The 23577-nt window shown below is 48.9% G+C and carries 16 protein-coding genes; 9 read left to right on the top strand and 7 right to left on the bottom strand.

The genetic code is table 11. The annotated features are described in order from the left end of the window. Positions 1–7: 7 nt before the first annotated feature. Positions 8–1909, bottom strand: coding sequence for a gliding motility-associated C-terminal domain-containing protein (locus GWC95_RS09135; protein WP_161818398.1), 1902 nt, complete (start codon positions 1907–1909; stop codon positions 8–10). 34 nt (positions 1910–1943) lie between these two features. Then, positions 1944–4058 (bottom strand): endonuclease MutS2, encoded by a 2115-nt coding sequence (locus GWC95_RS09130; RefSeq protein ID WP_161818397.1) that lies wholly within the window; start codon positions 4056–4058, stop codon positions 1944–1946. Positions 4059–4242: 184 nt separating this feature from the next. Between GWC95_RS09130 and msrA the strand changes: the two genes are divergently transcribed. After that, positions 4243–4893 carry a peptide-methionine (S)-S-oxide reductase MsrA gene (gene msrA / locus GWC95_RS09125; protein ID WP_161818396.1) on the top strand — a complete coding sequence of 217 codons (651 nt, stop codon included), beginning with the start codon at positions 4243–4245 and terminating at the stop codon, positions 4891–4893. A 66-nt stretch (positions 4894–4959) separates the two neighbouring features. Here the strand turns inward: msrA and GWC95_RS09120 are convergent, their stop codons facing one another. Continuing rightward, entirely contained in the window at positions 4960–6633 is a 1674-nt protein-coding gene (locus GWC95_RS09120) for an ABC transporter substrate-binding protein (protein WP_237722116.1), read from the bottom strand. Between the two features lie 28 nt (positions 6634–6661). Between GWC95_RS09120 and GWC95_RS09115 the strand changes: the two genes are divergently transcribed. Both GWC95_RS09115 and GWC95_RS09110 read left to right on the top strand, forming a co-directional pair. After that, positions 6662–8338: a M1 family metallopeptidase gene (locus GWC95_RS09115; RefSeq protein WP_161818395.1), complete on the top strand. Its 1677-nt coding sequence runs from the start codon at positions 6662–6664 to the stop codon at positions 8336–8338. 21 nt (positions 8339–8359) lie between these two features. Then, a complete protein-coding gene (locus tag GWC95_RS09110) occupies positions 8360–9895 on the top strand; it encodes a lipopolysaccharide biosynthesis protein (protein WP_161818394.1) in 1536 nt (511 codons plus the stop codon). Between the two features lie 63 nt (positions 9896–9958). On the opposite strand, the gene GWC95_RS09105 is transcribed toward GWC95_RS09110, so the two are convergent. Beyond that, the gene (locus tag GWC95_RS09105) at positions 9959–10708 is read right to left on the bottom strand and encodes a C40 family peptidase (RefSeq protein WP_161818393.1); all 750 of its coding nucleotides are present in this window, start codon (positions 10706–10708) and stop codon (positions 9959–9961) included. A gap of 260 nt (positions 10709–10968) precedes the next feature. Between GWC95_RS09105 and dnaE the strand changes: the two genes are divergently transcribed. Next, a complete protein-coding gene (gene dnaE / locus GWC95_RS09100; protein ID WP_202630254.1) occupies positions 10969–14637 on the top strand; it encodes a DNA polymerase III subunit alpha in 3669 nt (1222 codons plus the stop codon). A gap of 8 nt (positions 14638–14645) precedes the next feature. On the opposite strand, the gene GWC95_RS09095 is transcribed toward dnaE, so the two are convergent. Further along, complete coding sequence (locus GWC95_RS09095) at positions 14646–15182, bottom strand: hypothetical protein (protein ID WP_161818392.1); 537 nt, start codon at positions 15180–15182, stop codon at positions 14646–14648. 307 nt (positions 15183–15489) lie between these two features. Here GWC95_RS09095 and trxA point away from each other — a divergent pair, with 307 nt between their 5' ends. The 4 genes from trxA (at position 15490) to GWC95_RS09075 (ending at position 19114) form a co-directional block, all read left to right on the top strand. Next, positions 15490–15807, top strand: a complete 318-nt coding sequence (trxA, locus tag GWC95_RS09090) for a thioredoxin (RefSeq protein WP_161818391.1) — start codon at positions 15490–15492, stop codon at positions 15805–15807. 159 nt (positions 15808–15966) lie between these two features. Further along, positions 15967–17208, top strand: coding sequence for a nucleoside permease (locus tag GWC95_RS09085; protein WP_161818390.1), 1242 nt, complete (start codon positions 15967–15969; stop codon positions 17206–17208). Between the two features lie 169 nt (positions 17209–17377). Further along, complete coding sequence (gene mqnE, locus GWC95_RS09080; protein WP_161818389.1) at positions 17378–18547, top strand: aminofutalosine synthase MqnE; 1170 nt, start codon at positions 17378–17380, stop codon at positions 18545–18547. 48 nt (positions 18548–18595) lie between these two features. After that, positions 18596–19114 carry a hypothetical protein gene (locus GWC95_RS09075; RefSeq protein WP_161818388.1) on the top strand — a complete coding sequence of 173 codons (519 nt, stop codon included), beginning with the start codon at positions 18596–18598 and terminating at the stop codon, positions 19112–19114. 157 nt (positions 19115–19271) lie between these two features. On the opposite strand, the gene GWC95_RS09070 is transcribed toward GWC95_RS09075, so the two are convergent. Next, entirely contained in the window at positions 19272–20570 is a 1299-nt protein-coding gene (locus tag GWC95_RS09070) for an NAD(P)/FAD-dependent oxidoreductase (RefSeq protein WP_161818387.1), read from the bottom strand. Between the two features lie 111 nt (positions 20571–20681). Further along, positions 20682–22106 (bottom strand): L-serine ammonia-lyase, encoded by a 1425-nt coding sequence (locus GWC95_RS09065; RefSeq protein ID WP_161818386.1) that lies wholly within the window; start codon positions 22104–22106, stop codon positions 20682–20684. A 226-nt stretch (positions 22107–22332) separates the two neighbouring features. Between GWC95_RS09065 and GWC95_RS09060 the strand changes: the two genes are divergently transcribed. Beyond that, positions 22333–23523, top strand: coding sequence for a pyridoxal phosphate-dependent aminotransferase (locus GWC95_RS09060; RefSeq protein ID WP_161818385.1), 1191 nt, complete (start codon positions 22333–22335; stop codon positions 23521–23523). The last annotated feature ends 54 nt before the right edge of the window (positions 23524–23577 follow it).

Here is a 23577-nt window from a genome sequence, read left to right as displayed (position 1 = left end):
ATTGTTTTTACCTGATGACCACGATCGAACCCGATACAGGCGGTTGCCCGACATGCAGATCAATAACATAGTAATAAGTGGCGATGGGAACAGGTTGCCCTTTGTAAGTACCATCCCATGCCGCGCCACCTTTGGCCTCGTACACGGTGGCGCCGGAACGGTTGAAGATCCTGACGGTCGATTCGGGATAGGTGTCCAGTCCTTTTACAAACCATACATCGTTGATTCCATCTCCATTCGGAGAAAATGCATTGGGTACCTCCAGGTTTTTATAAACAAAAACGAATACATCATCCCATACAGGTGGGCAGCCCATACCCGGTAATGCAGACAGCCTGTAGGTTACCGTGTCGGTGGGAGAAACGGTTGGCGACAAAGTATTTGCGCCTGTCATTGCCGTGGCGGGAGACCAGGTAAAACTGTTCCAGTTGCCCGAAAGTCTTCCGTCGAGCACCACCCTTCCACCGCTGTACAGCGTTTTATCGGGGCCCGCGGTAATAACAGGGTTGTTCCAGACCGATACGGTTACGCTGGCAGAATCGCGGCAACCGGTGGGTTCGGAAACATATACTTTATAAACCGTTTCCGTAGCCGGTGAGGCAAATGGATTATTGATGCCGGGATTGGTGAGACCCGTTGCAGGCGTCCAGCTGTAAATGCTTCCGCCGGTGGCTGAAAGCGCGAGGGGTTGTCCTTCGCAGATCATCGTATCCCTGTTGACCGATGCCGTTACGCCGGGAAAAACATTGACGTATACAGAATCTGTACCCGTGCATTCCGCGAAACGTACATCAACAAGATACAACCCTGAATCGATGTAACGCACATTGGGTACAACAGGATTGTAAACGGTGGACGTAAAACCATTCGGGCCCCGCCAGCGGAAAGTGTACCCTACACCATTCGCCGTTTCAATCGTTAGGTTCTTGGTTGTGCACCCGATTGCTTTCCGCAATGCATACACCGGTTTTTCGCGAACCAATACCGAGATCACATTTGATGCCACCCTGCAGGGTATATTGGGGAAGTTGGCCGTTTCCGCCGTAACGAGCCTGTACTGGTAATAACCCGGTGGCGTTGCCAGGCGCGTGTAGGAAGTAGTTTGCGCACCTGCAATGTCTTTCCATGTTCTGCCGCTGTCGGTGCTCAATTGCCATTGAATCGTAGATCCGCTGAAACCATTGCCGGTTGAAGCATCCATCGAAAAAGAATTGTTGTCGTCGCAGAATGCGATGGTTGTCTTCGGATCGTTACGAACCGTTAACTGAACGGTTGGGCCGCAGGGGCGGAACGTGATGTCATCGATCGCGAGATCATTCCCACAGCCGCCGGGCGCATTGTTGGTGAGGCGCAACACCACCGCGGTTACGCCTGCCGGTGTTTTGAAATAGGTTCCGTATTGTTTCCACTGCCCTACCTGGCTGGGAATATCGCCGGTCTGGTATTTTGCAAGCACCGTTCCTGTTGTGGTTTCAATGCTGAAGGTGAGATTGGGTTTGATTCCATTGTTGCTGCAGGAGCTTGATGAAAGCATATTCACTATCCATGCCGCAAATTCGAACGTGGTATTGCTGCACAAACCTTGTATGGTATCCACGTAAAAATCGTTTGGCGTTACCGAGGCGTTGATGAGCATGAACTGCCCGTTCTGGTTACCCGTGTGATCGTTTTGCAGGGTGAACCAGCTGCTACTGAAACATTGAGATGTGAATTTGGTGATGGTATATTCCCCATCGTTCGGACACGCCGTTGAAGTGTAAGCGAGATTGGTAACACCCGGCTTCAATGGCCCTGACGCGCTGCCGAAAGTGATGTTGACGATCGGGTCTCCGAGACTGCCGGAACAAAGCTGCGCAGACAACAGGTGACTGCACAGCAAGAAAACGATGACTAGGCCGGATTTTCTCATTTCTTTTTTGCTACGGGCTTTGCGCTGCGTGCCGTTATTTTTCAGTTACTTTCTCTTCTACTTTCTCCACCGGGATCAGATCTGCGAGATCCACATTCATCGGCAGCACACCTACCTGCACAATGGCGCGTTTGCCGCGGATCTCTTTTACTTCGCCCACCTGGTAATTCTTCTTGAGTTTAACAAGCGATCCAACTTCGATGTGTTTGTTCAGCTCCTTGTATTTCTGGTCCACTTTTTTGGCGAGCTTGTTCACCACGATCGTTTCTTTCTGTTTGAACAAAAGGTTCTGGAGGTTCTTCACCACTTCATTTTTGTTCTCCGCCTTCTTCCAGTCGAGAACGATCTGTTTTAGTTTGCGCTCCATGTCTTTCAGGTACACCAATCGATCCTCCGCCACTTTATTCTGATGCTTTAACAGTTCAACCTGCTGCCTGTGGCGTTCGCGGTCGAGTACTGTCTGCATTTCTTTTTTTAATTTTTCATTTTCTTTTACCAGTCTTGCCAGTTCTTTTTTCTCTTTATCAAGCTGCTGCAGGTCCTGCTCCGTACTGTTGAGGAGGCGATCGAGTTTGAAATGATCATCATCCACCAGCTTCCGTGCTTTTTTGATCAGGTGCTGCGGCAACCCTATGCGTTCTGCGATCGCGAATGTGTAAGAGCTTCCGGGTTTTCCCACCACGAGTTTGTACATCGGCAGCAGGTTCACCTCGTCAAACTGCATCGCGCCGTTGATGATGCCCTGCGTATGGTTGGCCATTACTTTCAGGTTCAGGTAGTGCGTGGTAACGATGCCGAAAGAATGCCTGCGCGATAGTTCCTCCATGATCACTTCTGCAAAGGCGCCACCCAGGTTTGGATCGCTCCCGCTGCCGAGCTCATCGATAAAGAACAATGTTTTCCCGTTGGCCGATTCGATGAAATATTTCATGTGCAGCAGGTGGCTCGAGTAGGTACTCAGCTCAAACTCCAGGTTTTGTGTATCCCCGATGTGAATGAACAACTGCTTGAAAATACCCATCTGCGAATCGGGATGAACGGGCACGAGCAAGCCTGCCTGCAGCATCATCTGGTTGAGGCCGATGGTTTTCATGGTAACCGTTTTACCACCGGCATTGGGACCGCTGATCACGAGTATCCTGTTCTTATCGTCGAGCGTAAGCGTTACGGGGATCGTTTTTTTCCCGGAGGCCTTGTTGTAAAGAAACAACAGCGGGTGGTATGCATCGATCAGGTGCACGTGCGCCTTATCCGCGAGTTCGGGCAACTGGCCGTTCATATCCAGCGCCAGTTTTGCCTTTGCGTTGATGAAATCGTATTCGCCGGTGGTCTCAAGGTACTGCTGCAACAATGGGCCGTATACGGAAAGTTTTGCGGTCAGTCCCCGTAAGATCTTCTGTACCTCGCGTATTTCATCGTGTTCAAGCGCGAACACTGCGTTGTTGAGTTCAATGGTTTCTTCTGGTTCGATGAAGGCGGTTTTACGGCTGTCGCTCTCGCCGTGCAGGATACCCTTCACCTGGCGCTTGTGTTCCGAAAACACAGCCACTACCCTTCTTCCGTTGCTGAAGCTCTCGTCGATGTCGGCGCTGTAACCGGCCTTGGCCAGTTTGGCGATCACTTTTTCAAACATCCTGCGCAACTCATTTCTTTTCCGGAAAAGATTCATGCGTATCCGCTGAAGGTCCTCGGAGGCATTGTCTTTCACGTTACCATTTTCATCCAGTATCTCATCGATCATTTCTATGATCGCTTTCTCGTAATACGTGCCGGCGATCACCTGCGTTAAGGCAGGGAAAGAGGTTCTCCGTTCTGCATCAAACCAACGGAAAATACTGCCCATGTTCTCGGTGAGTTTGCGAACGGGCATCCACTGCTCTCCGGTGAGCATAGCGCCCGGGATGGATAATAATTTTATGTCGCGGCTGATGTTCAGGTTGAAATCGTTCGGGAAATATTGCCCCAGTTGCAGGATCAGTTTATATTCGTTGCTCTGCTGCAGTTCCAGCTCAATGTATTCTTTCTTTGTATGGATGCGGAGCTGCTCCGCCTTCGATTTGGCATATTCAGTTTTGGCATGCTCTCTCAGCAGGGCCTTAACCTTATCAAACTCCAATTGCGACAATGCCGATTCCGGGTACAAACGCATGCGTTTCCTTGCTTTTTTGGCAAAGGTAAGGTTTGGTTTGCTGGTTTATCGTTCAGCTTTATCGATCGCCCCGGCTTTTCAACCCAACCCTGCCCCACCGGGAAACTTTAACAACTCCGCGAAAACCGTTTACACGCCAAATCTGTTTATTATTGTAAATCGTATTTTTAATCAAACCATTTCAATGCGTACTTACATTTCTGTATTGCTGATCGCTCTGGGCCTCACGGCCTGCGCGCAGTCGAAAACGGATAAGAAATTAGCAACTATGAACAACGAAAAAATCCCGGCAGGCGTTAAAACCGAGACCGCTGTTTTTGGCGAAGGCTGTTTTTGGTGTACCGAAGCTTTCTTTCAGCGGCTCGAAGGTGTTTACAAAGTAGAAAGCGGCTACGGCGGCGGGCATGTGGAGAACCCGACCTACGAACAGGTTTGCGACAAAAACACCGGTCATGTAGAACTGGCGCGCATCGTTTACGATCCTGCAAAGATCACCTACGATGAACTGCTCGAGGTTTTCTGGAAAACACACGATCCCACGACGTACGAGCAACAGGGCGCCGACATAGGCCCGCAATACAAGAGCGTGGTGTTTTACATGAACGACGAACAGAAACAAAAGGCCGAACATTACAAAGCCGAACTCGGCAAGAGCGGTGCGTGGAGCAAACCCATCGTTACAGAGATACAACCCTTCAAAAATTTCTACCCGGCAGAACAATATCACCAGAATTATTACAACGATAACCAGGGACAAAGCTACTGCCGGTTTGTGATCGCCCCGAAACTGGAGAAATTTGAAAAAGTGTTCATGAGCAAACTCAAAAAACAATAACCTTTTTCGCGGTAAAGTAATTTGCAAAAACGATGTCTCTCTCCTGGGAGACATCGTTTTTATTTACTACGGGTTCCTGATCTTTGTTTGCCTGAGTTCCAGTAAATTCAATGCATTCGGGTAGAATCCCTCGATATTCGGCTGTACCAGGTGAAAGGCCATATCGTACCAGATCGGTATCACCGGCGCATCGTTGATCACCAGCTGATCCATTTCCCTGTACAGTTGATAACGTACCGAATCATTGTTTTCCTGCAGCGCCTTTTCATACAATACATCGAACGCAGGGTTTTTATAACGCGTATAATTTGGTGGCGCAGGGTTCTTGCTGTAGAACATTGCCATGTAGTTCTCCGCGTCGGGATAATCTGCAATCCATGAGCCGCGGAAAAAAGCGGCCTGCGATTTGGCGGTTTGCTCGAGCAACAGGCTTTTCTGTATCACTTCCACCTGCACCGGTATCCCTATTTCTTCAAGCTGGCGCGCCACAAAGCTGGCAATATCGGAGTAGATATTGATGGTAAGCAGTTTCACCGTAGGCAATCCTTTGCCATCAGGGTAACCGGCTTGTTTCAACAACTGTTTTGCTTTCGCGGGATCGAAGCGATAACCTTTTACCAGCTCCGTATTGCGGGAAGGCAACCCGCCCGGAACAAAACCCGCTTCCGCGGGAATGCCGATCGAATTGCGCATGTACATCATCAGCAGCGGCCGGTTGATCGCGTAATTCATTGCCTGGCGAACGGCCTTGATGCCATTGGGCGAATTTTTGGTGAGCGGGTTGTTTTCGTCTACCAGTATCCCGAAATATTCCGTGTTCAGGTAAGCATGTTTTTTCAGAACGATCTTTCCTTTCCACTGTTCGCGCAGCTCCCCTGTTTTCGACAGGATCTCGTCTTTGAAAGAAGGATCCACATCATTCACAAAACTCAATCCTCCCTGCCGGAATTGTAAAAACTCCGTTGCCTTGTTATCGAAGAAAGTGATCTTGACCGCATCCAGATAAGGTAAGGCATTGCCGCTGCTGTCGCGCTCCCAGTAGTTTGGATTCTTATGCAGGATAAGCGCCTCGCCTTCGTCCCACGATTCAAACTGGAACGGCCCTGTACCGCAGGGATGGCGGCGAAAATCCTTTCCGTATTTCTCCACCACCTCTTTCGGAACGATGCTGCAGTACTGCATGCTCAATATACCCATGATCGGGTGGAACGGGCGGATCAGTTTCAAACGAAAAGTGGAATCGTTCAGCGCCGTAAACCCTTCGTTTTCATCTACCCGGTTGTTAAAGATCCATGCGCCGCTGCTCGCGGTGCTTTTGTCAACGATGCGTTGCAGGCTATAGGCAACATCCGCTGCGGTTAATACGCGTCCCTTGCCGCCGGGGAAGGCATCGTTGTCGTGAAAACGGATACCGGTGCGCAGGTGAAATGTGTAAGAGAGCCTGTCTTCGCTCACCTCCCAGCTTTTTGCCAGCGAGGGAACAATGTTCAACCCGCTGTCGATCTCCACCAGCGTATTGTAGATCTGGTGCACGGGCCACATGATGGATTGGTTCTTTGCAAAAGCCGGGTCGAGCGTGGCCGTTCCTGAAAACTCATTGTAATAAAATACCTGTTTGGTAGAAGCTTTTTTTTGGGCGCATCCAAACAGGATCAACGCAAGCGCTCCCATAAAAAAAAACGACCTGCCAATGCCTTTTCCCGCTGCCGGTCTGCCTTGTAACGCTGTATCTCCAATCATACTATCTTTAGTGCTCCAATTTAAAATCATGAATACAAAATTCAAATTACTTACATTATTTGGTTTCCTGAGTTCCGTGGTTGCTTTTGGGCAATTGGGTCAGAACAAAACCGTATTTACCCGGCAAGATACGCTGCGCGGATCATTGAACGCAGACAGGAACTGGTGGGATGTATTGCATTATACGATTCTTGTAGAGCCCGATTTCGATAAGAAAAGCATCGCCGGAAAGGTAGACATCGATTTTAAAGTATTGCAGCCCTACAAACGCATGCAGGTAGACCTCCAGCAGCCGATGGAGCTCGACAAAGCCTTTATCGGCGATACAAAACTGGAATATACCCGTGACGGTAACGTATATTATATAACAATGCCGGCCAGTCTCAATTTAAAAAAGGGCCAGGTGAAGAAGCTCGCCCTCCGTTTCAAAGGAAATGTGCGCGTGGCAAAAAATGCGCCGTGGGACGGCGGCTGGATCTTTAAGAAAGACGAAAAAGGAAGGCCCTGGATGACGGTTGCCTGCCAGGGATTGGGAGCGAGTGTATGGTACCCCTGCAAAGACCACCAGAGCGATGAGCCCGACAATGGCGCGGCCCTGCTGATCACGGTTCCGGATACATTGATAGGCGTGGGCAATGGCCGGCTGATACAAAAGCAAAGTTTCTCGCCGGGCACCATGACCTACCGTTGGGAAGTGAAGAACCCGATCAACAATTACAACATCGTTCCGTACATAGGCAAATACGTAAACTTCGCAGACACGGCGATGGGCGAGAAAGGGAAACTGGATATGAGTTTCTGGGTGCTCGATTACAACCTTGAAAAAGCAAAGGAACAATTCAAACAGGCAAAAACGATGATCCATGCGTTTGAATACTGGATGGGCCCCTATCCTTTTTACGAAGACAGTTACAAACTCGTAGACGCCCCACACCTCGGCATGGAGCACCAGAGCGCGGTTGCCTATGGTAACAAATACCTCAACGGATACCTGGGCAGAAGCAACTCAGACTGGGGATTGAAATGGGATTTTATCATCGTGCACGAAAGCGGCCACGAGTGGTTTGCCAACAACATCACCAGCAAGGACCTCGGCGATATGTGGATCCACGAGGGATTCACCAATTATTCGGAAACACTTTTCACCGAATACGTATATGGCATTCAGGCGGGGAACGAGTACAATTACAGCTCACGCAAGGGCATCTCCAACGACAGGCCCATCATTGGCCCCTATGGTGTAAACAAGGAAGGCAGCGGGGATATGTACCCGAAATCGGGCAACATGATCCACAGCATCCGCCATGCAATGAACAACGACCAGAAGTTCAGGGAGATGCTTCGTTATCTCAATAAAAAATTCTACCACGCAACCGTAACAACGGAAGACATACAAAAAGTGGTCAGCGATTATTTCGGAAGCAGTGTTGAAAAAATATTCGACCAATACCTCCGGACTACCAAAGTACCGGTGCTGGAATATTATTTTTCGGCCGACAAAAAGAAATTGTTCTACCGTTACACCAATTGCGTAGAAGGGTTTAATCTCCCCGTATGGCTCCCAAGCGCAACCGGCACCGTATTGCTCGCACCGGAATCAAACAAATGGAACGAAAAAGAACTCAAAGGCGACCCCTCCGGCTACGATATCGCATCCATCGAAAAGAACTTTTACCTCACCCTAAAACCAATTACTAATAACTAATTTCTAATTGCTAATTATAATATGGGTAGCCTCCGCAAACAAACCATCATTTCAAGTTTACTGGTCTACATCGGGTTTCTCGTGGGGGCGTTGAATGTTTATTTTTATTCAACATCCACGCCGTTCTTTTTTTACAAGGCCGGCAATATTTTTACACCGGAGCAGTTTGCGCTGACGCGTGTTTTTTTTGATTCCGGCGCGATCATGTTCACTTTTGCGTCTATTGGTGTGATACCGGTGATCTATAAATTTTATCCCTATTATAAGGATAACCTGCCCGAAAACAGGATCGACCTTGTTTCCTGGGCGCTTGTGATCTCCTTCGCAGGTTTTTTGCTGTTGTGTGTTTGCGGATGGTATTTTGAACCGGTGTTCATCCGCAAATTTTCACAGAATTCAAAACTCATCACCCACTACTATTTCTGGCTTTTCCCTTTTACCATGGGAATGCTTTTTTTCTCGGTGATAGAAGGGTTTTGCTGGGCGCTGCACAAATCGGTGCATTCCAATTTCTGGAAAGAGACCGGGCTCCGCATCATCACAACCGTGTTGATCTTGCTGTACATCTTCAAACTGATCTCCTTTCATGTATTTGTTCAGTTGTTTGCCATGCAGTACCTCGCTGTATTCGGCATCCTGCTTTTTTACCTCAAACGCGAGGGGCACCTTCACCTCACGTTAAAGATCAGCCGCGTTACCCGTAAGTTCTGGAAGAAAATGGTTACGATGCAAATGCTCATCTTTGGAGTGAACGTGATCGCATCCGTTGCCGCATCAATCGATACCCTGATCATTGCAAGCGTAAAAGGTCTGGCGATGGCCGGCGTATTCTCTTTTGCACAATATGCTGCCAATCTTTTACAGGTACCGCAAAGAAGCATCCAGTCTGTTTCGGCGGGTGTGTTGTCGCGCGCGTGGAAAGACAAAAACTACAAGGAAATAGAACGGATTTACTCGCGTTCGTGTATCAATCTTTTGCTGATGGCGCTGATCATCTTCGGCAACCTGTGGCTGAACCTGGTTCCCGCTATGAAAGTGTTTAAAACACAGGAGGTATTTGCTTCGGGACTGAACGTAGTGTTGATCCTGGGGCTTGTCCGCATCATCGATGCTGGCACGGGATTGAACCAGATGATCATCAACACATCCAATTTCTGGCGCTTCGAGTTGTACAGTGGCGTGGTATTGCTTGCGTTCCGTTTGCCGCTCACTTATTTCCTGATCAAAAAATACGGCATTACCGGTTCAGCGCTGGCAGAACTCTGCGCATACACCGTTTACAACATCGTACGCTGCGAGTTTTTGCGCAGGAAATTCAATATGCAGCCGTTCTCCATGAAAACCTTGTATTCGTTGCTGTTTGCAGGGGCGGCGTATTGCGTTTGTTATTTTTTATTGAGAGATGTACCCGGGTTCTTTGGGATCCTGGTCAGGAGCATCGGTTTTTCTTCTTTGATGATCGCCGGCATTTTCTATTTCAAATTAACACCCGATGCGGCACAGTTGTATGGGGTTTTGATGGGAAGGATCAGTCAGCTGCGTAAGAAAAAAATATAATTAGAGGTAACTATGCGTGTATAAAAGAAAACTTAAGCGTTTTTGTGCTTCATGGGTGGGGCACTATTTAACGCCACCTTTCACTTCATCCTCTCTTCTTACCCTTCCCGCACCCCTGAATTTGGGTTGCCAGTATTTCTCATTCAGGTCGCTGATCATTACCCCGCCGCTTGTGGCCGCATGCACGAACTTATTGTTCAGTAAATAAATGCCCACATGCGAAATATCCCTTCCCGAAGTATTGAAAAAAACAAGATCACCCTCGCGGAGGTCTTCGAGCTCCACTTTTTCTGCAACCGCATATTGTTCCTGGGAGGTTCTCGGCAGCGAAAGCTGGTACACATCCCGCAACACCACCTGGGTAAATGCGGAACAGTCGATACAGTCGCCCGTTGCCCCGCCCATGCAATATTTGGTGCCCCACCATTTATCGATGGTTTGTAACAACGGGATGTTCGTCATTTTTTCTACCGAAGCATCTGTTGCGATCGCGTATTTGATCTGGAGCATATTGGCGTTCTCGATACCCAATCCCAGCCCGATCGTTGCCAGCGCGGCCGGATCGGTCTTTTCCGCGGCGGATCTTTTGGAACCGACATCGTTTTTCTTAACCGGCGTCACGTATTTCGTGGCGGCCGTTACACCGCCGGGTGTTACCTCTATCCCGTTCAAAAACTCGCGTTTTACCGCAGGCTTCGGTTTTTTCGCGGCCGTGGTGCCGGAATTGTCTTTCGATGAAATATTACGGAGTGAACTACAGCTGGAAAATACCCAAACTGCACAGATCGCTATGGCCAGGTTCTGAAGTTTCATCTTTCGCAAGATAAGTTCCTGTAATAATATACCGAAGCAGGTTGAATAACTTTTACAGATCGGGAATGTTAAAATCCAAAATGTGGATAACCATGAGGCGGAACTGCACCCGCCTTCCGCATTTCGGATCGTGCCAACCGGGATGTGGAAAATTGCCCAAGGAAAAGAATGGCGCATTAAACGATATTTGCAGGTGGTTTGTTAAGTCGTATGGGATTGACCCAACCGCCTTGCGCCAAACCTTAATATCCAATAGTATCATGCAATTTTCTCATCTACACGTTCATACCCAGTATTCCCTGCTCGACGGCGCCGCGCCGATCGACAGCCTGTACAAGAAAGCGGCGAAAGACGGCATGCCCGCGCTTGCCATCACCGACCACGGAAACATGTTCGGGGCCTTCAATTTTGTGAGCCAGGCATGGAAGAATACCAAGGTGGTAGGCAAAGACGAGAAAGGAAAAGACATCCTGGAACCGGTGGTAAAGCCCATTGTGGGCTGCGAATTCTACGTGGTGAAAGACAGGCACCTGAAATCCTTTACCAAGGAAGCGAAAGACGAACGCTACCACCAGGTACTGCTTGCCAAAAACGCAACGGGTTACCAGAACCTTGTTAAACTGACCTCGCTGGGCTTTATCGAGGGTATGTATAGCAAATACCCGCGCATCGACAAAGAACTGATCGAAAAATACCATGAGGGGCTCATCGCCACAACCTGCTGCATCGGCGCTTATGTTCCGCAAACCATATTACACGATGGAGAAGAAAAGGCCGAGGCAGAATTCAAATGGTGGCTGGATCTTTTTGGAGAGGATTATTACATCGAGATACAGCGGCACAACATAAAGGAACAGGAAATCATCAACCAGGCATTGCTGAAGTTTTCGAAGAAATACAATGTGCCGGTGATCGCTACGAACGACAGCCATTACGTAGACCAGGAAGATTCCAATGCACACGACATCCTCCTTTGCATCAACACGGGCGAAAAGCAAAGTACGCCGGGCTTCGATGATTTTGTGAACGATGATACGCAGATCAAGAACAGGCGGTTCAAATTTCCGAACGACCAGTTCTATTTCAAAACAAAAGACGAGATGGCCAGGCTGTTCAGCGATATCCCTGAATCGCTGGACAATACGCAGGCGGTGGTTGACAAGATAGAGATCCTCAACCTTAAAAAAGACATTCTCCTCCCCGCCTTCCCCATCGCGAAAGAGTTCCAGGTGCACAACGACGCTAACCTGAACCAGTGGGAATACCTGAAACACATAACCTACCTGGGTGCGAAGGAACGGTATGTTGATATTACACCTGAAACACAGGAGCGCATCGACTTTGAGCTGTTCACCATCCGAACGATGGGTTTTGCAGGCTACTTCCTGATCGTTAGTGATTTCATCAAGGCCGGCCGCGACATGGGCGTATTCGTAGGGCCGGGCCGTGGTTCAGCGGCGGGAAGCGTGGTGGCATATTGCATCGGCATCACCAACATAGACCCGATCAAATACAATTTGCTGTTCGAGCGTTTTCTCAACCCGGACCGTAAGAGCATGCCCGATATCGATACGGATTTTGATGATGAGGGAAGACAGCGCGTGATCGATTACGTGGTTGATAAATACGGCAAGGCGCAGGTGGCGCAGATCATCACATACGGCACGATGGCCGCTAAGATGAGCATCAAAGATGTGGCGCGCGTGCTGGATCTGCCGCTGGCCGAAAGCAACATGCTGGCGAAGCTGGTACCGGATAAACCGGGTACCGAACTGCGCCGTGTGCTGCATGCACCGCTTACCGCCAAAGACGGCGAGAAATCGCTCGAAGAGAAAGAAGCTTACCAGCAGGACGACATCGAGAACGTAAAAAAGATCCGCGAGATCTACAACGGCAACGACATCCGCGCGCAGGTATTGAAAGAAGCGGAAAGACTGGAGGGATCGGTGCGCAATACCGGCATCCACGCCGCGGGCATCATCATCGCGCCGCGCGATCTTACAGAGCTGCTGCCGGTTGCCACAGCAAAAGACTCGGATCTCTGGGTTACGCAGATCGAAGGAAGTGTGATCGAGGATGCGGGCGTTATCAAGATGGACTTCCTGGGATTGAAAACCCTTTCCATCCTGAAAACGGCGTTGATGCTGATCAAACAAAACCACAATGTAACGATCGACCTCGACAATATTCCGCTCGACGATGAGCTCACGTTCCAGTTGTACCAGAAAGGAGAAACAAACGCAACGTTCCAGTTCGAGAGCGTGGGCATGCAGAAATACCTGCGTGAACTGAAGCCCGACAAGTTTGACGACCTCATTGCCATGAACGCCCTGTACCGCCCGGGCCCGATTGCCTACATCCCTAAATTCATCGACCGTAAGCATGGGCGTGAGCCGATCACTTACGATCTCGATGATATGAAAGAATATCTCGAAGACACTTACGGCATTACCGTTTACCAGGAACAGGTGATGTTGCTGAGCCAGAGCATCGGCGGTTTCTCCAAGGGAGATGCGGATGTGTTGCGCAAGGCGATGGGTAAGAAACAGAAAGCCGTTCTGGATAAAATGAAATCGCAGTTCATCGACGGCGCAATGGCCAAAGGGCATGCGAAAGAAACACTCGAAAAGATCTGGACAGACTGGGAGGCCTTCGCACAATATGCGTTCAACAAATCACACTCTACCTGTTATGCATTTGTGGCCTACCAAACGGCCTACCTCAAGGCGCATTACCCGGGAGAATATATGTCGGCCGTACTCAACCACGCCGGAGCCATAGAAAAGATCACCTTCTTTATGGAAGAATGCAAACGGATGGGCATCAAGGTACTCGGGCCAGACATCAATGAATCGTTGAAAGGATTTGCGGTGAACCAGAAAGGCGAGATCCGTTTTGGGCTGGGCGGGTTGAAGGGTGTGGGCGACGCGGCCGTAGACAACATCATTGCTGAAAGGGAAAAGAACGGGCCGTATGCAGACATGTTCGATTTTATCAAACGCGTGCTGCAGAAAAACGTAAATAAAAAATCGCTGGAGAGCCTTGCCTATTCCGGCGCATTCGATTGTTTTACCACCTACCACCGTGCACAATACTTTCACATTGCGGATGGCGACAGGACAACGGGGCTCGAGAAAATCATCGGTTACGGGCAGGCAAACCAAACGGCAACCGGGAACACGAATACATTGTTTGGCGACCTCTCCGATGCCATGCAGGTGCAGATCCCGAAAATTCCAAACTGTGAGCCATGGACACTGACCGAACTGCTCGATCATGAAAAAGATGTTACGGGCATGTTCATGAGCGGCCACCCGCTGGATCACTTTAAGTTCGAATTGAAGTATTATGGCATCACCAAGATCAATGATTTCAACGAGATCAAAGAATCGTTGCACCTGGTTGCAAACCCGGGTAAGAGCCTGCGTGTGGCGGGTTTGATCATTGATGTGCAGCACCGCGTAACAAAAACCGGGAAGAACTTCGGATCTTTTGTGATCGAGGATTTTACGGGAAAAACGGAATTCCTCTTGTGGAGCGAAGACTACATCAAGTTCCAGAACTACCTCGAAAAAGGGCAGAATGTGTTGCTCAACGGTTTTTTCCGGCCCCGTTACAACAGGCCCAACGAATACGACTTCAAGATCAACACCATATCGCTGCTGGAAACGGTAAAACAGAACCTCACGAGAAGCATCGAGATCAATTTGCACCCGGCATCGGTAACGCCGGACTTCGTCAATTTTGTAGACAAAAATGTACGCAGCTTCCCGGGCAAATCGTCCATCAGGTTCAACATTTACGAGCCGAAAGACAACCTGAAAGTGAGTCTCTACTCTTTCGAAAAAGGGTTCCAGATGAACGAAGAAATGGCGGATTTTCTAATGAACAACCCGGATGTGGAAGTGCAGGTGGGCTACAGGGAATAGCAGGATGATCAGTTCACCGGTGTATAAAACCCAACCCGGGCGATCCTGAATTCATTTTCCCTGATGCTGGTATTGCTTTGGTTTGACAAAGCAGTCCTGAACGTTAAAGTGGTTTTATTAGGAGGAACCACGATCCAGATCTTTGCCCCCGGGTACGCCACCGGCGGATTTACCACTGAGGTGTCGCCTTCAGCAGGATCGGGTTTGTCTGCTGTTACAACATTGCTCCGTTCTATTTCCACCCGTAAATAATCATTTACCGGTTGTGACAGAACCAGGTTGAAGTTGATGAATATATTACAAGGTTTAGCTGACGCTCCGTCCTGGTAGCTTTCGCAGATCACATACGGCTCCGGTTTCACAGTTACCTGTACATTGGCCGGGCTAAAAAAGGCCGATAGTTCCGGCAGCGACGCCCATCGTGTTGTGGTTTCCTTACCAGGCGATATGGCCATATCTCCGGTAACATTTTCTCTCAATTGTACGCTCTTGGTGCAGGAAATGGCTGCTATCGATAACAGGCTGAAAAGTAGAATCGTTTTCATCGTCAGGTGCTTTGCTTCAGGGTGAAAAATTAAATAAGCGTGCCAGCGTTTCGCCTCGGTTTTTCAGTACTGGCCCGGACCAGGGCCTTTGCTTAAGCCCATCGACGTCCAGAATAACCTGCCGCACACAGCCAGGCCAGCCGAACAATTTTTAAACGCAGGCGTTATGCTAGGATGTCAGGCTTGCTGCCCCACCGTCATTAATCACATCGGTGGAAAAGTCAAAAGAGCAGGAATATGGGTTTGGGTTTATATTTGACATCCTTCCTTAGTAACGATTAAAACTTAACAATTAAATACTAAAAAAATGGCTTTAGAACTTACAGACGCAAACTTCCAGGCTACCGTACTGGACAGCGATAAATTAACATTAGTTGATTTCTGGGCAGAATGGTGCGGACCTTGCCGCGCGATCGGGCCGGTTATCGAAGAACTTGCAAAAGAATACGATGGCAAAGTGAACGTGGGCAAAGTAAACGTTGACCACAACCCGAACCTGAGTGTGAACTACGGCATCACTTCCATTCCTGCGATCCTGTTCATCAAAGGCGGGCAGATCGTAGACAAACAGATCGGCGCCGTGCCTAAGTCTGTTCTGGATAAAAAGATCCAGTCTCATATCTGATTTTACACCTTGTTTAAATAAAACGGCCATTCCCTGGAATGGCCGTTTTATTTGGCCCAACCTGCCGGGCGCAAAAAAAACCAACCCACTATAGCGCGTAGCTCAACGCTTCTCATTATCTTCCAAGGTCGAATCATTGTTAAGCTAAACGTTCTGCATATGAATATCAAGTCGCGCCTTATCGTGATGAATTTTCTGGAGTTTTTTGTATGGGGTGCCTGGCTCATTTCCATGGGCGCCTATATGTTCAATGTACTGGGTTTTGATGGCGCGCAGGTGGGCAGTATTTATGGCACGATGGGTATCGCCGCGATCGTTACGCCGGCATTGTTCGGCATTGTTGCAGACAGGTGGATCAACGCAGAACGCGTATTGGGCATCTGCCACATCGTAGGTGCAGTGCTGTTGCTGGTCGCGTCCAGGATCACCGATTACCAGGGGCTCTACCTGATCATGCTCTTCAACTCTTTTTTCTTTATGCCAACCATCGGGTTGAACAATACGGTGTCATATATCGTGCTCGAGAAAAAAGGGTTCAACATCGTAAAGGACTTCCCGCCCATCCGTGTCTGGGGAACCATCGGCTTTATCTGTGCCATGTGGATGGTAGACCTCCTAGGCTGGAACAAAAGCCCTTTTCAACTGTATGTCAGCGCCACGGCGGGAATAATACTGGGTATTTATTCTTTTACCATGCCCGCCTGTTCGCCCGTTCCAACAAAGGAGAAAAGGAGTTTTGCGTCTTCGCTGGGACTTGATGCGTTTGTGTTGTTCCGCAGGAAAAAAATGATCATTTTCTTTTTGTTTGCCTTATTGCTCGGCGCAGCTTTGCAGATCACCAATACCTACGGTTCTACCTTCCTTGATGATTTCGGTAAAACATTCCCCGATGCATTTGGTGTAAAACATTCCAATGTACTGATCTCTATTTCGCAGATCTCGGAAACCCTGTTCATCCTCACCATTCCGTTTTTCCTTAGAAAATTCGGCATCAAACAGGTGATGATCATGAGCATTTTCGCATGGGTGTTCCGCTTCGGGTTGTTTGCCTTCGGCGATCCCGGGCCGGGTTTGTGGATGCTGATCCTCTCGATGATCATTTATGGAATGGCATTCGATTTCTTTAATATCTCCGGGTCGTTGTTCGTGGAAAAAGAGGCCGATATCAAGATCAGGGCCAGTGCGCAGGGCTTGTTCATGTTAATGACCAATGGCATCGGCGCCTTCCTCGGCAATTACATCAGCGGGATGGTGATCGATCATTATACGGTAGACGGCATCAAAAACTGGCAAAGCATCTGGATCGCTTTTGCAGGCTACGCATTGATACTGGGCATTTTGTTCCCGCTGTTTTTCAGGTACAAACACAACCCCGAAGAAGCGATGGCGGTAAAACATTGATCTGCATTTATTTCCTGGCTTGAAATAGAGAATACGGATTTGACTTATGATACAGGTATGGACGGATAAATCCGTTTATTCCTTGCCATAAGGTCAAATCCGTGTTCTATTTAATTATTAATTCCTAATTCCTAATTACTAATTAATTTCGCTTTTCAAACACGTGAAGATGACCGAATCAGTTTCCGCAATCGTAGCCAATACCGCAGATACCCAACTCAAACAGATAGGCGAAAAAATACTCCGTAAAGAACGCATCAGTTTCGACGATGGCGTTGCTCTTTTCGAAAAAGGATCACTTTCCTTTCTTGGCGCTCTGGCCAACTGGGTAAGGGAGGAAAAGCATGGCGACAAAACCTATTTCAACCGCAATTTTCACATAGAGCCCACCAATGTTTGTGTATTCTCCTGCAAGTTCTGCTCCTACTCGCGCCTCTATGCCAACCGCGAAGAGGGCTGGGAACTGAGCATTGAACAAATGATGCACATCGTTAAAAGCTACGATGGCAAACCCGTTACGGAAGTGCATATTGTAGGTGGCGTTCACCCCAAAATGAACCTCGCGTTTTTCATCGAATTGTTGCAAACGATCAAGGCCCACAGGCCCGATCTGCACATCAAAGCCTTTACACCCGTTGAACTCGACTACATGTTCAAAAAAGCAAAAGTGAGTGTTGAAGAAGGCATGCGGATGGCACACGAGGCGGGGCTTGACTCCCTCCCCGGTGGCGGCGCCGAGATCTTCCACCCGGATATCAGGAAACAGATCTGCGAAGACAAAGTAGATGCGGAAGGCTGGCTGCACATTCACAAAGCTGCCCACCAGCTGGGCATGCACAGCAACGCAACCTTGCTGTACGGACACATAGAAGCGTACAAACACCGCATCGACCACATGGACAGGCTACGTACGCTGCAGGATGAGACCGGGGGATTCAATACGTTCATACCGCTCAAGTTCCGTAACAAGGACAACGACATGAGTCATATCAAAGAATCTTCGGTGATCGAAGACATGCGCATGTATGCCGTTTCAAGATTGTATATGGACAACTTTCCCCACATCAAAGCCTATTGGCCAATGCTGGGCAGGCAGAACGCGCAGCTTACCTTGTCGTTTGGCGTGAACGATATCGACGGTACGATCGATGACTCGACTAAGATCTATGCAATGGCCGGCAGCGAGGAACAGGTTCCGACCATGAGTACGGCCGACCTGGTTATGCTGATCAGGCAGGTAAAAAGACAACCGGTAGAACGCGGCACATTGTACAATGAGATCCGTGATTATTCGGAGATCCCGCTGGAAGAGCTTGAAGTTGATCCCCGGATGAACTGACGGCGCAGCAGTATTCATGTACGCTTGCAGTGGGAATAATTGATAATTATGTTGAAGGTATTTACGCTTTTCGCGACGATATTTATTGCTTGTTTCACGCAAACTCCTGACTTGTTGTCCAGGCAATTACCTGTTGTTATCAGGCTCAATGATTTTCCCGAGGCAACAGAATTTGAATTAATGTTACGGGAAAACCTGGCGCCGAAGGGTATTAACGTGATAACGGTGGGCCAGATGCAGCAACTCTTTTCGAACGAATCACAGCGGGCTGCACTGCGGTATGGCAGCCAGATCACCAAGAACACGGATATGAATGCGTATGTCGAAAAAGTAATGACCTCCATCGCTACTGTTGCAAAGCGATTGACGGTAACCGTTGTGACAGATAAAAACGGGCTTCCCGACAGCTGTTATTTTGAAGTGACCAAAATACCCGACCCAAACAGAAGAAAAGGCACAGTGCCCAGAATCTATATCGCTGACAGTGTTGTGAAAAAAAGAGACCTAATGTATTTAGCCAAAGAAATAGCAACATTGAGTACCATCCCTGGAGATTCAAAGAAATAATTACGACAAAAAAGGTTCTCCCCCCTTTTTTTATGCTGTTTCAATAGGCGATTGCCATTTATAGAATACAATACTGCATCGCTATTAAGGTAGAGACATTTTAATACTACGATTTCAAGCATTACTGGAACGACATCGACTTTAAAAAGCTGGTTTCCTAGTGCGTCATTTCAAAGCCTGGTTCTCTTACTTTTTCCAGTTTTGCTTTTTTATTGGGCAAGAGGATCAACCGCAAGGTTGTATCGTTTGTAAAATAACTGATGGCCCAGTTAATAAAAATGATCAACCGGTTCTTCACGCTAACGATGAGCATCAGGTGAAGGAACATCCATACAAACCAGGCAAATCTTCCCTGGAAACTCACAAAGGGAAGGTCAACAACCGCCTTGCGTTTTCCCACAGTGGCCATGGTGCCGGGGTTTTTGTATCTGAATGGAAGAAGCGGTTGGCGCTCCACCAGGTTTTCAATATTCTTTACCAGGTTCTTGGCCTGCGCAATGGCAACATTGGCCAGTTGCGGATGGCCCTTTGGAAATTCTTTGGTTTCCATGTATGCGATATCGCCCATGGCGAAAACATTCGTAAGGCCCTCTACCCTGTTGAACTCGTCTACCCTGATGCGGTTGCCTCGCACGAGCTTATTCTGCGGAATTCCCGGCGGAACATTACCGGTAACACCCGCGGCCCATATCAAAGTGTGCGTGGGGATAGTGGTACCGTCTTTCAACACCACCGTTTTTCCGTCGTAATCTTCAACATGTGCGTTCAACATCACATGCACACCCATCGATTCTAAATATTGTTGAGATTTCTGCTGCGATGCCTTGCTCATCGGGCCGAGTGTGGCGGAGCCTGCTTCGATGAGGTAAACATTCAGTCTCGAAAAATCCATATCGGGATAATCTTTCGGCAGAATGTTTTTCTTCAGCTCCGCCAGCGAGCCCGAAAGCTCTACGCCCGTTGGCCCGCCGCCTACCACAACAATGTTCATGATGCCGGGCAGTTGATCCTCTGTTGCAGAGAGCGCATCCTCAAAATTCAAGAGAATACGGTTGCGCAGCGTAACCGCCTCCCCGGTAGATTTCATGGGGAACGAATAACGCTCTATGTTTTTGTTACCGAAATAATTGGTGGTGCACCCCGTTGCGATCACCAGGTAATCGTAAGAAAAAGTGCCTGCCTGGTCGGTCTCTACCTTTCGCAAAACAGGATCGATGCCCGTTACTTTGGCGAGGCGCACATGCACATTCGTTTTTTTCTGGAACACCTTGCGCAGCGGAAATGAAATGGAACTCGGCTCGAGCCTGCCCGTGGCCACCTGGTACATCAGGGGTTGAAACTGGTGGAAATTGTATTGATCGATAACCGTAATATCGAGCTCGCTGTTCTTCAGTCGCCGCGCGAGCTGCAGTCCTGCGAAGCCTGCGCCTATGATCACAACCTGTTGTCTGTTCATGGCTCTTCTTTTAAAAATAGAAATGAATCTGCTGTAGCTGAATTGGCGGAGCATTCGTGTGGATCTTTGATCCCTGTATAACTTTAAAAAACTGTTCCACCTCCGGGCTTATCAACATTCGGGCAGGCTGATGGGGATATGGATGGCAAGGCCGCCATCTGCCGTTTCCTTGTATTTGCTGTTCATATCGAGCGCCGTATCCCACATTGTCCTGATCACTTTATCGAGGCTCACGATCGCATAATCGGGCGAACTCTGCAGCGCCAGCTGCGATGCGGTAATGGCCTTGATCGCTCCCATCGTATTTCTTTCGATGCAGGGGATCTGCACCAGGCCACCAATGGGATCGCAGGTCAGGCCCAGGTGATGCTCCATGGCGATCTCGGCCGCCATCAATGCCTGTCTCTGCGTACCTCCCAACGATTCTGTGAGCGCAGCGGCCGCCATCGCAGACGATACGCCGATCTCTGCCTGGCACCCACCCATCGCCGCAGAAATAGTGGCACCTTTTTTAAAGATGCTGCCGATCTCTGAGGCCGTTAGTAAAAAGTTGATGATCCTATCCTCATCGTTGCCATCACAAAACGCAATAAAATATTGAAGCACCGCCGGTATCACACCTGCCGCCCCGTTGGTAGGTGCGGTAACCACGCGGCCAAACGACGCATTCTCTTCGTTCACTGCAAGGGCAAAACAACTTACCCAATCGAGGATGTATTTGAAATCCTGTCCGCCTGCCCTGATCGCTTCTATCCAGCTCTCATAATCGTGGTACACATTGTCTTTGACCAGCCGCCTGTTGAGATCGAAAGCACGGCGGCGAACCTGTAAGCCGCCGGGTAATTCGCCCTGCGCATGACAGCCACGATAAGTGCATTCTTTCATCGCGTTCCAGATCTTCAGCACACCCTGCCTGGTCTCCGCTTCGGGCCGCCACGCGTTCTCGTTTTCCATTACCACTTCGTGGATGGACATGCCATTCATGCACCAATGCAGCAGGTCATTTGCCGTATTGATGGGGAAAGGAAGATCTACCGGCGATTTGCCGCCGTCATTTTCACCTTCCTTCACCACAAAACCACCGCCAATGGAAAAGAAAGTTTCGCTCCAGCTTTCCCCGTTTTTCAGTGCCACGAGGAAGGAAAGCCCGTTGGGATGAAAGGGCAGCGTTTCATTGTATAAAAACAGGAGTTGTTTGTTGATGTCGAATGGTATCCATTCTTCACCGCCCAAACGAAACTTTTGATCGCCTGCGATCGCGTTTATTTTTGGTGTGATGGAGCCGACGTCGATGGTAACGGGATCCTCACCGCACAAACCCAATAACACGGCGATGTCGGTGCCGTGCCCCCGGCCTGTTTTCGCCAGCGATCCATACAACAGAACAGTAATGGAATCCACCTGGTGGAGCGCGGTTTTTCTCCGGATCGTATCCACACAACGCAAAGCCGCGCGCCAGGGGCCCAGTGTATGGGAACTGGATGGGCCGACTCCTATTTTGAACATATCGAAAACCGAGATCGCTTCATGTGGCATGCAACAAATTTACGATGGTTTGAAGTTGTTTGGATGATTGGCTGTAGTTATTGTGCAGGTGCATACTTCCAATGAAGTGTTACCAGCTCCTTTCTTTATCTCGAACTATTACCGATTCATCCAATTTGCAATGGAGCCCAATCAAAACTTACAACCGTTTGGATAGTTTTAACGAACTTTCACCCGTAAAACAGTTAAATAACCCATTTTTTTAATGTAATTGAACATGCAACTTTCTTCGCTTCTCGACAGGTTTAATGAACCCGAAACCCTCAAAATGGCCAAACTTGGCCGTGAATTGGCGGCACAGGGCCACAATGTGATCAATTTAAGTTTGGGCGAGCCAGACTTTGATACCCCGCAACACATCAAGGATGCGGCCATTAAAGCCATCAACGACAACTGGAGCCATTATTCGCCGGTTGCGGGTTATATGGACCTGCGCGAGGCCGTTTGCACAAAGTTGCTGCGCGATAACAACCTCGAATACAAACCTGAACATATTGTTACGTCAACCGGCGCCAAACAAAGCCTTGCAAACGCTATACTTGCATTGGTGGATGAAGGCGATGAAGTGGTGATCCCCACCCCGTACTGGGTAACCTACTCCGAACTGGTAAAGATCGCGCGTGGAAAAGTGGTTGAGATCAGGACCAGTGCCGAAAGCGGTTTCAAAGCCACACCCGCACAGGTTGAAGCGGCGATCACCGGTAAAACAAAAGTGTTCATGTTCTCTTCACCCTGTAATCCATCCGGCGCGGTATACAGCAAAGCGGAGCTGGAAGGTCTGGCGGAAGTATTCAGGAAACATCCCAACATCACCATACTCGCTGATGAAATTTACGAATACATCAACTTCGTAGGCAAACACGAAAGCATTGCGCAGTTCGCAGACCTGAAAGACCGCGTGGTTGTGATCAACGGGTTGAGTAAAGGCTTTGCGATGACAGGCTGGCGCCTGGGTTATACCGCATCAAACACAACACTCGCAAAAGCGATGGAAAAACTGCAGGGACAATTCACCAGCGGCACCTGCTCCATCACACAGAAAGCGGCAGTGGTTGCGTTAACCGGCGACCTGCGCCCTTCAAAAGAGATGGCCGATGAGTTTACAAGAAGAAAGATCAGGACGCTCGAACTGATCAACGACATACCCGGATTCAAATGTTTCGCACCCGAAGGCGCATTCTATGCGTTCCCCGACGTGAGTGCGTACTATGGTAAATCCGACGGAAAAGAAACCATTCAAAATTCAGGCGACCTCAGTATGTACATCCTCAACAATGCACACGTTTCCTGCGTAATGGGCGATGCATTCGGCGAACCAAACTGTGTTCGTTTTTCTTTTGCCGCAAGCATGGATAATATTGAACTTGCGTGGAAAAGGATCAAAGAAGCGTTGGCCAAACTGAAATGATAAAAAAAGGCACAAGCCTGCAGGTGTTCCGGAATCGTAGTTCAAAAGATCCTG

This window comes from Sediminibacterium roseum (assembly GCF_009939005.1).
GTDB classification, from domain to species: Bacteria; Bacteroidota; Bacteroidia; order Chitinophagales; family Chitinophagaceae; genus Sediminibacterium; species Sediminibacterium roseum.
The sequence above is the reverse complement of the archived record's forward strand: the minus strand, read 5'-3'. Positions and strand labels throughout refer to the sequence as shown.